Origin of the sequence: Okeania sp. SIO2C9 (assembly GCF_010672455.1) — a bacterium.
In the GTDB taxonomy this organism is placed as follows: domain Bacteria; phylum Cyanobacteriota; class Cyanobacteriia; order Cyanobacteriales; family Microcoleaceae; genus Okeania.
Genome location: NZ_JAAHGO010000019.1, coordinates 58123 through 70172 on the forward strand (window position 1 = coordinate 58123; position 12050 = coordinate 70172).

General features: G+C 35.9%; 10 protein-coding genes. 8 read left to right on the forward strand and 2 right to left on the reverse strand.

Translation table 11 applies throughout. The features are described from left to right. The first annotated feature begins 204 nt into the window (after positions 1-204). The 6 genes from F6K23_RS17095 (at position 205) to proX (ending at position 8104) form a co-directional block, all read left to right on the forward strand. Positions 205-1380: a glycine betaine/L-proline ABC transporter ATP-binding protein gene (locus F6K23_RS17095; protein ID WP_293157859.1), complete on the forward strand. Its 1176-nt coding sequence runs from the start codon at positions 205-207 to the stop codon at positions 1378-1380. Between the two features lie 743 nt (positions 1381-2123). Beyond that, entirely contained in the window at positions 2124-3131 is a 1008-nt protein-coding gene (locus tag F6K23_RS17100; RefSeq protein ID WP_293157862.1) for a RimK family alpha-L-glutamate ligase, read from the forward strand. Positions 3132-3221: 90 nt separating this feature from the next. Then, positions 3222-3710 (forward strand): class I SAM-dependent methyltransferase, encoded by a 489-nt coding sequence (locus tag F6K23_RS17105; RefSeq protein ID WP_293157865.1) that lies wholly within the window; start codon positions 3222-3224, stop codon positions 3708-3710. A gap of 85 nt (positions 3711-3795) precedes the next feature. After that, the gene (locus F6K23_RS17110) at positions 3796-4329 is read left to right on the forward strand and encodes a hypothetical protein (protein WP_293157868.1); all 534 of its coding nucleotides are present in this window, start codon (positions 3796-3798) and stop codon (positions 4327-4329) included. 49 nt (positions 4330-4378) lie between these two features. Continuing rightward, the gene (locus F6K23_RS17115; protein ID WP_293158050.1) at positions 4379-5095 is read left to right on the forward strand and encodes a transposase; all 717 of its coding nucleotides are present in this window, start codon (positions 4379-4381) and stop codon (positions 5093-5095) included. A 1020-nt stretch (positions 5096-6115) separates the two neighbouring features. Next, on the forward strand, positions 6116-8104 hold the full coding sequence (proX, locus tag F6K23_RS17120) for a glycine betaine/L-proline ABC transporter substrate-binding protein ProX (RefSeq protein WP_293157871.1): 1989 nt from the start codon (positions 6116-6118) through the stop codon (positions 8102-8104). A gap of 38 nt (positions 8105-8142) precedes the next feature. Here the strand turns inward: proX and F6K23_RS17125 are convergent, their stop codons facing one another. Next, positions 8143-8292, reverse strand: a complete 150-nt coding sequence (locus F6K23_RS17125; RefSeq protein WP_293157874.1) for a hypothetical protein — start codon at positions 8290-8292, stop codon at positions 8143-8145. A 1093-nt stretch (positions 8293-9385) separates the two neighbouring features. Between F6K23_RS17125 and F6K23_RS17130 the strand changes: the two genes are divergently transcribed. Continuing rightward, entirely contained in the window at positions 9386-10147 is a 762-nt protein-coding gene (locus F6K23_RS17130; protein ID WP_293157877.1) for a hypothetical protein, read from the forward strand. A gap of 155 nt (positions 10148-10302) precedes the next feature. On the opposite strand, the gene F6K23_RS17135 is transcribed toward F6K23_RS17130, so the two are convergent. After that, positions 10303-10890 carry a phycobiliprotein lyase gene (locus F6K23_RS17135; protein ID WP_293157880.1) on the reverse strand — a complete coding sequence of 196 codons (588 nt, stop codon included), beginning with the start codon at positions 10888-10890 and terminating at the stop codon, positions 10303-10305. 323 nt (positions 10891-11213) lie between these two features. Between F6K23_RS17135 and F6K23_RS17140 the strand changes: the two genes are divergently transcribed. Next, the gene (locus F6K23_RS17140; RefSeq protein ID WP_293157883.1) at positions 11214-12050 is read left to right on the forward strand and encodes a pentapeptide repeat-containing protein; all 837 of its coding nucleotides are present in this window, start codon (positions 11214-11216) and stop codon (positions 12048-12050) included.

Here is a 12050-nt window from a genome sequence, read left to right on the forward strand (position 1 = left end):
TCACTTGCCCATAAAATAAAAAGTCGCCCTACAAGGGCGAGGCTTTAAACCCAATTTTTCGGTAAAAGTTTCAGAGTTTTTATATATCCAGATATTTTTGAAAAAATATTTAGAATTGCTATAGTTATCTACAAAATCTTGGGAAAGTACTAAAATATAACTAATTAATTTCTGTTAACTTAGAATCAATAATTACATAAAAATATGCCACCCAAAATAATTATAAAAAATCTAATCAAAATTTATGGCAAAAAACATCTTGCTGCTCTTAAGTTGTTTCGGGAAGGTAAAACAAGGGATTATATACTGCAATCCACAGGTAATGTATTAGGATTGGCCGATATATCTCTTGAGATTAATCAAGGGGAAATATTTGTATTAATGGGGTTATCCGGTTCAGGAAAATCTACCCTGGCTCGATGTATTAATCGTTTGATTCATCCCACTAGCGGACATATTTATATTGATGATGAAGATGTTGCTCACGCTGATGAGACACGAATGCGAGAAATACGACTGAATAAAGTCTCAATGGTATTTCAACGTTTTGGGTTGTTTCCTCATAAAACAGTCGCGGAAAATGTAGAGTATGGACTAAAGGTGCGGGGAGTTGAACGAATTAATCGTCGCCAGAAAGCACTAGAAACATTAGAAGTAGTGGGTTTAGATAAATGGGCAGATTATAAACCGACCTCTTTGAGTGGGGGAATGCAGCAACGAGTTGGTTTGGCCCGTGCTTTAGCTACTGATGCAGAAATTTTATTAATGGACGAGGCTTTTAGTGCCCTTGACCCATTGACGAGGGGAGAGATGCAAGATGAATTGTTGCGACTTCAGAAAGAATTACACAAAACTATTGTGTTTATTAGTCATGATATTCAAGAGGCTTTGAAACTGGGCGATCGTATTGCTGTTATGAAAGCAGGTGCAATTGTTCAATTGGGGACACCAGAAGAATTACTCACTCAACCAAAAGATGACTATATTACTGCTTTTATCCAAGAGGTAAATCCTGCCCAATTTATTACGGTAGGTTCTATTATTAATAAGACTGGTTTTCTGAGGATAGGCCAAGATTCTGTTGGTTCTGGGCTGAAAAAAATGTTAGACCATAATCTCCAAGTTATGTATGTGCTCGATCAACACAATAAACCAGTTGGTTTGGTCAAAAAAGAACATCTAGAAACCAGTCTCAAACAGGAAAATGAAGATATTATGGCGATTATAGAAACTGATTTTCCTATAATTGATGCTTCTGCTCATCTAGAAAATATTTTTCACCTTTACAAACAAGGATTTCCTGTGGCAGTAGTTGATAGAGAAAAAGAGTTTAAAGGTATGGTAGAAGCTTCTGATGTAGTTACAAGTTTGGGGGGCTAGTAATACCATTTCTCAAAAACTTTTCTACATTTTGTTGAGTAGGTGAGTAGGGGAGTGGGGGAGTAGGGGAGAAGAAAAAATAAGAATAATGAATATTAAATTAGCTAAAATTAGCATAAAAGTGATTCGGCTTCTGCTAATTAGTTAATAACTGAAGTCTTTTGCAAGTATAGCACTAATGCATGGAAATTGGTATAACTGTTACCTATAATCTGGTATTATCTATAATAATCTCTAATTAGGGCTTGCTGATTAAACATCAAAGCATTGACTGATATTGGTTGTAGCATTTTTTGATCTAAAAAAGAGTCAGCTTTTCAGTCGAAAAAGCTCAAAAAGCTTGTATTTTGGGAGGATTATGGCAGACAAATCAAGGGACAATTTTTCCGACTACCTCTTCTATAATTCCCATTTCTCCCCTCCTGGGAGGGGTTAGGGGTGGGTTGTCTCCTGTCTCCTGTCTCCTGTCTCCTACCCTCACCCATAAGACTAGTAAAGCGCAAACCCTAATTATCTATATTTATTTATGCTACTTGGATTCAAAACTGAACTGCACCCTAATAACTAGCAAAAAACCTTACTGGCTAAATATGCAGGTATTGCAAGGCATACCTAGAGTTAGGGATTATGGCTAACTAGAAATATCCGCATACTACAATTTCCATAATCCTGAAAGTAAACTTAAATTTTCTATTGCTATGACACATTGATGCAAATAAAAATAAATTTGAATAGTTAAGATTATGAATCGTTTAAAATTTGGTGTGTTTTTACCAAAAAAAAATCATAACATTGACACCAATTTAGTCTATGCTCATTCTCCATTAACAAATAGACTACCTAATCAAGAAATAGAAAAATTTCTAGGGTTGATTAGTGATAGCGGTGTATTTGAGCTGATCGAGATTCCTAATTTTAATGATGTGATTATTGTTAACGCGAGCGTACTATATAAAGACACTAATTTAAGTAATTTAGATACATTCTTCTGGTATGGAGAGATAGGCAGGGAGAATGGAATATATTCCTTAGATGTTTTAAAAGCACTCTCCCAAACAACAAAAGTTATTCCTAATCCTTATAGTTATGAAGCTGGTTTGGATAAATACACATCACATATGCTTCTCAAGCGGAAAGGAATAAATGTTTCCGATTTAATTTTGCTATCTAGCAGTAATGTTCACCTCGCACAACCTATTTTAGAAGAATGGGGATGTGGACTATTAAAGCCAAGAAAGGGAGGATTTGGAAAAGGTGTAACGTTAATTAGTAGCTTTCCAATGCTACGTGACATTGTTGAATATGTTGACATGAAAAACTTTGAAAACACTGGAACAAGTTATAGTGGAGGCATACTACTAGAACGATACTATGAGAACAGTATTGATAAGTTTGTTAGCACAACTCTTATAGATGGAGAGATTATGTATGGATATCGCAAGCGGACTTCTAAGTTAGCAGATCTAGGAAATGGTTATCAAAAAATATATGATTTTAATGGAATTGGTGGTGAAGTAGATATATGTGAAGTATTGCCCGAACATGAAAAACAGGCATTACCAGCGAGTAATGTGCTTGGATCGGAGATTATCGGGTTTGATATGATTTGGCACAAAGATCGACCCATTATTGTTGACGAAAATACCTTTCCTGGTCTTTATATCGATTTATTTAAACAACAAGGTATATCTCTAGCCCACAAAATGTATAATTTGATTCTAAAACATTCTGGCATCTCTCATGTCTATTGAGAAAAATACACATATTTCTGATACATGGACTCATAGTCAGGACTACAAAGATCGTTATCAACTACCAGAACAAATTTCTGAGGTGATAGATTGCTTAAAACTAGCAGAAGTCTCCACTCTTTTATAGGTTGTGGAAATGGAGCTTTTGGTATAGCTGCTTCTATGCGGTTTCCTAACTCTCAGGTATTAGCTGTCGATCCTCTTGAGTCAGCTGTTAAAGAATGTCAAAAGCGAGTATCCCAGGCGACACTAATGAATTTATTGGTAAAGCAAGCTCCGAGTGAAAACCTTCCTTTTAAAGATTCTTGTATTGAACGTCTTTTAATGCGGAATGTCATTCATCATTTAGTAAATGTTGATATCGCATTAAAAGAAGCATCTCGTGTTCTTTCACCGAGTGGTCTAATGGTTATTGAAGCACCGTGTAACATTGGTGATGGAGTGTTGGGTAAGCTTATTAGTGAAATTTATTGGCTAATGGACAATTCCCATAGAAGAACTTATCATCATCCAGAATTAATCTCTTCAATATTACCGAAAAGCGACGTTGAAGGCCCCCGTGTTTTAACCGGGGGATGAAAACAAGCGAGTCGCTTAGACTAGACAACTTTAGTTGTCCTGTGTTATTATTACCTACAATAACTGTTCGGTCTGCCCGTTTCAAATGTACTGTTGTCAGCAAGTTTTAGTAGGTAAAAATCCTGGATTAATTCCCATTTTAACATTCTTGTGCGAACAGTCTCACAAACTAACTAACATGGGCATATACTATGGTCGGCAATTATATTTTAAAGCCAGGATTGGTATTGGCAAGTTTGACTTGGAAAAGGTCTATAAAAACAACTATCATTACAAAGTTTTATATTCTCAAGCAGCACAACAAACATTGAGAACTGTAGCTGAATCATTTAGGTCTTATTATGGTCTTATTATTGCCTATAATGAAGGTAAAATCGAACACAGACCAAGGATTCCTAACTATAGAAAAAAAGGGGGAATGGCTACAGTAAGTTACCCTAAGCAAGCATTAAAACTTAAAGATAATCAAATTAGAATACCACTAGGGAATACCTGTAAACGCTGGTTTGGAGTAGATAGCTTTTTAATTCCAATGCCTAGTATAAGAGCATTCTCTACTCTTAAAGAACTGAGAATATTACCGAGAAACAGATGTTTTTATTGGGAAGCGTGTTTATGAAAGAGAAGTAATAGTTAAACCTCAATTAAATCAAGAAAATGTATTAGGAATTGACCATGGTTTAAATAATTGGTTGACCTGTGTATCCAATGTAAATACTAGCTTAATTGTAGATGGGAAACAGATTAAATCAATGAATCGTTGGTACAACAAACAAGTATCAACTATTAAAGAAAATCAACCGACTGGATTTTGGTCAAATAAACTAGCTGCCATTACAGAAAAGCGTAACCGCCAAATCCGTGATGGAATTAATAAAGCAGCCAGGATAGTGATTAATCATTGTTTAAAAAATCATATTGGTACAATTGTATTTGGCTGGAATAAAGGTCAGAAAAATCAAATAGAATTAGGAAAGAAAAGTAATTCAGAATTTGTACCAATTCCTACAGCTAGACTGAAAAAAAGAATTGCTCAATTATGTGAAGAGTATGGGATTAGATTTATAGAAACTGAGGAAAGTTATACAAGTATTGCTTCATTTTTAGATGGTGACAATCTACCTAATTATGGTGAGAAACCCAATAATTGGAAACCGTCAGGAAAGAGAATAAAGCGTGGTTTGTATAGAACAGGCAATAATTGGTGTATTAATGCAGACTGTAATGGGGCTGCAAATATAATCACAAAAGTAAGCAGAAAGCTAGGGTTAAACTTAAGCCGACTGTGTAGGGGCATTTTGACTTGTCCCCAAAGAATATATCTTTGGTCAGCTAAGAAGAAACGGAGCAACACGGATTTATCCTGTTGCGTAGTATCTGCTTAGAATCCCCGTGACTTAAGTCCGGGGAGTAGTCAAAGAAATACGGTGTTACTACTCAGTCAATGATGCTATGGCAATGCTCATCACAAATGTCTTCCCAGGCTGTGTCACTCATAAATAAGCATCACAAGGAAAACTAGCTGGGGCTAAAAGAAGCAAGTAGTGGACAGTGGGCGATAGAATTAAATTTTATGCGAATCATTGCTCAAAAAATTTGAGGTGTCAGAATCATAAAACCCAGATGGGTATTGGACTTGTAACTTGTTCAATAGATACCAAATGGCTTCTATAAGAAAACAAAAATCAAAATATAATTGACACTAATGGTACTTAAACATTTTCTAGGATGTCAAAATACTGCCCAAAGTAAATTGATAAATTAGGGAAAAACACTATATCTAGTAAACAAAAACTATAACGTCTTATATATGTAGCGTTGACAACTCAAAAAATCATCTGTTTTCAGAACTGATGCCAAAATACTGCCCAAAATAAATTGAAAAATTAGGGAAAAGCACTATATATAGTAAAGAAAAACTATAACGTCTTATATATGTAGCCTTGACAACTCAAAAAATCATCTATTCTCACACAGAAAACTATCTGTTTTGAACACTGATGCCAAAATACTATCCAAAATAAATGGAGAAATTAGGGAAAAGCACTATATATAGTAAAGAAAAACTATAACGTCTTAGATATGTAGCGTTAACAACTCAAAAAACCATCTGTTTTGAGCACTGATGCCAAAATACTATCCAAAATAAATGGAGAAATCAGGGAAAAACACTATATATAGTAAAGAAAAACTATAACGTCTTAGATATGTAGCGTTAACAACTCAAAAAACCATCTGTTTTGAGCACTGATGCCAAAATATTAATTTCGAGCCAGAGTAATATAAATATAAATTAAATAGCTTTCCAGAGACTATTTATCAAGCACTTTAGGAGGAAGATATCTGTAAGTCCCTGCTACCTAAAGATTTGAATAAAACCTAACACCAAAGGAGCCAATAATATAGTGTTCAAATTTTTTCCCATATCAAATTACTTTATAACTGCAAGTCAAGGAGGCTTAGAAACAGTATTAAATCCCTTCCAGTTTTACACTTTACCCCTAGACGAATGGGTTAACACTGCCGTTAATTTTCTAGTTGATAACTTTCGTCCCCTATTTCAAGCTATCAGCTTACCCATAAAAAATACTCTGGAAATAATTAAATCTGGTTTTCTAGCTATTCCCCCCTTGATTTTTCTCATAATTATTGCCCTGCTTGTCTGGCAATTAGTAGGAAGAAAAATAGCCATCTACAGCATCATTGCTCTTTGTATAATTGGTTTTTGTGGCGCTTGGGAAGCAGCAATGGTTTCCCTGGCCCTAGTTCTAACAGCCGTAATATTTTGTATGTTAGTGGGTATCCCTCTAGGTATTCTTAGTGCTATTAGCGATCGCTTCAACAAAATATTACGTCCCTTTCTAGATGCTATGCAAACTCTTCCGAGTTTCGTCTACCTAGTACCTGTAGTAATGTTGTTTGGAATTGGAGAAGTTTCAGGTATTATTGCCACATTTGTTTTTGCAGTTCCTCCTCTAATTCGTCTGACAAATCTGGGTATTAGACAAGTATCTCCAGAAGCAGTAGAAGCAGCTTTGGCTTTTGGCTCGACTCCCCAACAAGTCTTATTAGAAGTGCAAATTCCTTTGGCTTTGCCTACTATTTTGGCTGGTACAAATCAAGCGATTTTGTTGGCCTTATCAATGTCAGTTGTCACCTCAATGATTGGGGTAGAGGGATTAGGACAAATGGTATTGCAAGGTCTGGGTCGTTTAAATGTCGGACTAGCTGCTGTAGGTGGTTTGGGTATTGTTTTAATTGCGGTGATGCTCGACCGTATCACTCAAGCTATTAGTCAGGGAAATGTTCTTTCTTGGCAAGAGCGAGGTTTAATTGGATGGTGGCGGTCTCGTGGCTTTTCCAAAAAAAAAGGCACAACTTTGGGAATTAGTATTTTGGTTGCTTTGCTGGTTGGTGTTAGTGGCTGGCAATTGATGTCCCAAACTACTATAAACTCAAAAGATAAAACATTGCCAGGGAATGGAGTAATTATCCGTTCTACTTCTGGTCTGGAAACATCCGGTATATTTATTACAGAAATTGTGAATATTGGGCTGGAGAAATTAGGCTATCAGGTGAAAGGACCAAAACAATTGAACGTTCCGGCAATGCACATTGCTGTTAGTAATGATGATGTGGACTTTACTGGTGTCCATTGGCAATTTGCCCACAAAGAATTTTTTGATAAGAATGGTGGAGAAGATAAATTAGAACGGGTTGGAGCGCTTATTTCTGACTGTCAAGCGGGGTATCAGATAGATAAACAAACTGCTGAGAAATATAATATTACTGATTTATCACAACTCAAAGATCCAAAAATTGCTAAACTTTTTGATTCAGATAGCGATGGTAAGGCAAATTTAATCGGTTGTACTGCTGGTTGGATGTGTGAAAGAATAATAAATCATCATTTACAGGTTTACGGACTTGAGGATACTGTTGAGCAAATTGAAGGAGATTATTCTTCTTTAATGGTAGATACTTTGACCCGTTATCGAGAAGGTCAACCGATTCTTTATTTTACTTGGACTCCTCATTGGTTAGCTTCAATTTTAAAAGTTGAGGAGGATGTAAAATGGTTGGGTGTTCCTTTTACATCCTTATTAGAAACTCAGGGAAATTTCACCGCAGAAGATACTTCAGTTAATGGAAAAAATCTTGGTGTTCCAGTCGATCGAGTCCGGATATTAGCAAATAAGAATTTTTTGCAGGATAATCCAGTTGTTCAAAATTTATTTGAACAGATTGAAATTCCGCTTCAGGATGTCAACCTCCAACAAGAAAAAGTTAAAAATGGGGAGAATAAACCTATAGATATTCGCCGTCATGCTGAAGAATGGGTTGCCAATCATCAAGAATTATTTAATAGTTGGTTGTCAGTAGCTTTGAAATAAACTTCAGTATTTTAAACCTCTGGCTTCAGCGGTCGGTACTAATAACTGATACCATGTCCGTTTGTATCGTTTGTGTAAACCCAAACATGAATATATATAGGAAGTTTGGCGTTGCTGATGCGTGGGTATGATTTGTATTTTTTGGTAGTTGCTAAACTATTGAATAACAAATATTTGAGATTGTTCAATTTTTATTTTCATACCTTGATTCAGCAACGTCGAAAATTTAAGTTTTTTTCTTGCTCTTTAGTCTCTCCTACATCTTCCCTCTTCCTTACCGAATAATTAAGGTTTAAAGCCTCTCACTCGCCGTGGAGCAGCGGTCGATCTTCGGAGCTTCCCCGTTGGGTGAGATGGCGAGGAAACCTGTGCCATATCCAATCGACCAAGAGAAGAAAAAAAATCCTTTGAGTCAATCCTCTTCTTTTTAAGGAGAGGTAATAATTCATAATTCATAATTAATTGTTGAACTTTGCCCTGACAATAATGACATCTTCTCTGGCCTCAAGGCTCTTAACATAAGCGTGCTTTTTTATACTCAAAACCTGCCGCTCTCCTCACACTTACCCTTCTTCCCACACTTCTTTTATATTACAGCGCTTTTCGCTCTTGATGAACCACATCTTCACAAGCAAAACTTTGTAGGGACGTTCCATGGAACGTCCCTACTGTGGTCTACCCAAATGAAAACCGCTGTAAAGGTAAAAAACATACCCTTGTAACTATTAATTTGTAACTATTGATAATCTCAATATTATTTTTAAGATTAATTTTATTAATACTTCTACAAAAAGCGTTGGTAAATCAAAAGATGAAACCTTAAGGTTCATTCCTCTGTGATAGTTCTAAATACCCAATTAGAGTAGGCAAGGGGTGTCACCCCTAACAGAAAATCATCTTAGAAATTACCAATGTGCTACAAAAGTATGTTATTAATCGTCGCAGTTTGATAGTATTTTTTGATTATATCAATATGAATTACCATGATTATGGATAGTATTAGTTAGTATGATTATTTAATTTTTTATTGCTCTATCTAGAATCTAGAAAGTATTCAAAAAATTAATATTATATTTAGATACTTTAAGAGTAGTTAAATTCACTAAAAATGTTAGTTTATTGTTGCTTTTTTTTTTGCTTTAGAATATAATCCCGTAGAAAGCTAAAGCTTGTTTAAAATATTTTAAACAAGCAATATAGCTAACTCTAAATGGGTGATGAATAACATCCTCACTTATTCGCATTTTTTTTTGTAAAGTATCTACATCTAAGGATTTAACGATGAATTTACCTAATTTCTTACAAAAGCTAGCTCCCGTTGGGGTAGCAGCTATCGGCGCGATCGCTATAACTGGCATTACTACTGCTCCTGTTCAAGCTACTCCAGGTGAAGTATCTACCCTAGAATGGGATGATGCAACAACTAACTTCAATCAGGAAATCAAAGATGTTTTTAATGCTGGTATAGGTAATAGTTTTGATGTTACCTTCAGTCCCCTAGAGTTGGGAGGAGCAGCAGCTAGTTTTATCGCTACCAATCACTTTGAACCCTTCTTCGATACTCCTGGACTTTATGATATAATACCGGGTGATTCTACTATGGGAACTTTTGAACTGGTATCTAATGTTACTATTGCTCCAGCTTCTGGTATTGCTCGTGCGGGAGAGTTTGAACTTACAAACGATCTGAAATTCACCTTTGATAATGATATGAGTGGTGATGTTAGCGATGGTGACGTAATGGCTACCATGAAAGCAGGAGCATTATTCTTAGGTGAAGAGCTAAATAGTGGTGCTGTTGAAGTAAATCTCACTGGAGGAGACTGGTGGTTCTACATACCTGAATTTGAAGACAAACCTGCCAAGACCATCAAATCACGCGACAGTGTACTTGTATTTGGAGATCTTGTGGGTGATGCTGGAGGAACCTATGGTGCAGAAGGTGAAGTGGTCAAAACACCGGAATCTGCTTCGATGTTGGGTGTTCTTGCCTTTGGTGGCTTGGGTTTGGCCATGGCTAAGCGCAAGCAAGAAAAAAAATAGTTACCGATGTCTTCCAAACACCGATAACTTGATGTAGTTTGATTTCGTAAATGTAGTGAGGTTAAGATTATACTGTTGACACAATCTTGACCTCACTGTGTTAATAATAACACGACGATCAATATTAATTAGATAGACTGGATTATTTCAGCATATTAACTTAAACTTCCAGCAACATTCTTCTCAATCATTGCTTCTAATTGTTCGCGAGTTACACAACGACGCTCAGAGGAATAACTCATCAAATTAACACCATTCATCATTCGCACTGTACTAACTCTGACTCGAAAATCATCTGTTAGAAACCAACAACGTTCTTGCCCTTGGTTTCTTTCATATTCTGTATCAATTGTCAAGACTCCATCTGTGGCAAAATGATATCTACCCACTACAGGAATACCTTCAACATAACCACGATTACGCAAAAATTTGCCTGTTGAGCCTATTTCCGAATCAGGAATATCTACTAAAATAGCAGCATAATTTGGATTAGGTTCATCATTATCTAAATTATCTTGCCAATTAAAACTTGCACCACCTGTTGCTAAAGCTGGGTTGACATTTTGTTGTTCACAAACTTCCAAAACTTTAGGGTCATCTTTTGTTAAAACTTTGACGATCAAATTAGATTTTCCTGACTCATCTTGAACAGAATCAAAATGATGGACAGTACGTTGAGAAAACCATATTCCCTCACTTTTAAGAAAAAAATCCATCATTGTCATTGGTGGTGTGAATTTCATTTTTTTTGCCCCTAAAGTTTTGTTAAAATCTAAGAGATTTTTAGTTCAGAAAAATCTATAAAAATCTAATTGAGAGTCTTGACGAAGTCAAAAGTCAAAAGTCAAAATTCAAAAGTCAAAAGTTATTTTTGTAACGGGAATTTGAGCAAGTCTCTAAAAATACTTCGCCTGAAAAAGCGGGGTTTTAGACCCAATTATTTTGATAAAATTTTGACACTCCTGCTGTTCAATCAAAGATTATAATGGGAGTCCTCTTTCAAGATTTTTTGATAGAATAAATCAAATATATACTTTACTTTAATAGCGAAAACTCTTCAAACAAAATGCAGTTTCAATCAGCTAAAGAAATTATTCAAGCTTATCAGCAAGACAAAAATCTTACAGGTAGTAACCTACAAAATATAGATATCAGCCAAATTGAACTATATCAAGTCAATCTGAGTCAAAGCAATTTACAACAGGCCAATCTAAATAATACAATCTTAATTGGAGCTAACTTGAGTGAGGCAAACTTAGGTGGAGCAAATCTCAAAGGTGCTGATTTACGAGGAGCAAATCTTCAGGGAGCTAATTTGAGTGGAGCAGATTTAACCGATGCTTATCTTAATAGAGCTGAATTACAAAAGGCTAATTTGACTAACGCTAATTTGGCAGGAGCTAAATTACAAGTAGCTTACTATAATAGTGAAACAATTTGGCCAGAAGGATTTGCTTATAAAAAATCAGGAGCAGTTGGACCAGGAGCTGATTTGAGTGGAGCTTTCTTAAATACAGCTTACCTCCGAGGAGTTGACCTTCAAGGGGCAAATCTGCGGGGTGCTTATTTGAGTGGCACTGACTTGACAGGTGCTAACTTGCAAGGTGCGGCTCTTAGTGGTTCTAATATGAAGGGAGTTTTTTTAGTAGGTGCTAATTTGCGGGATGCTCGACTCAATGGGGTAGAGTTAGAGGGAGCTGATCTGCGTGCTGCTGATTTGACGGGAGCGAGTTTAGATAATATTCCTAGTATTGCTGGAGTTGATTTTACTTTGGTGCAGGGATTAAGTGACTCTGCTAGAGCTATGTTATGTGGGTATTCTGGCAAAGATTTGGGAACCTGGAATTCTTTTACTCGTACTAATACTAAGAGTAGTTTGTTATCTCACTTGACTGATATTTAA

Coding starts and splice junctions, on each gene's coding strand:
- F6K23_RS17095 (WP_293157859.1), top strand. CDS start 205: ATGCCACCCAAAATAATTATAAAAAATCTAATCAAAATTTATGGCAAA.
- F6K23_RS17100 (WP_293157862.1), top strand. CDS start 2,124: ATGAATCGTTTAAAATTTGGTGTGTTTTTACCAAAAAAAAATCATAAC.
- F6K23_RS17110 (WP_293157868.1), top strand. CDS start 3,796: ATGTACTGTTGTCAGCAAGTTTTAGTAGGTAAAAATCCTGGATTAATT.
- F6K23_RS17130 (WP_293157877.1), top strand. CDS start 9,386: ATGAATTTACCTAATTTCTTACAAAAGCTAGCTCCCGTTGGGGTAGCA.
- F6K23_RS17135 (WP_293157880.1), bottom strand. CDS start 10,890: ATGAAATTCACACCACCAATGACAATGATGGATTTTTTTCTTAAAAGT.
- F6K23_RS17140 (WP_293157883.1), top strand. CDS start 11,214: ATGCAGTTTCAATCAGCTAAAGAAATTATTCAAGCTTATCAGCAAGAC.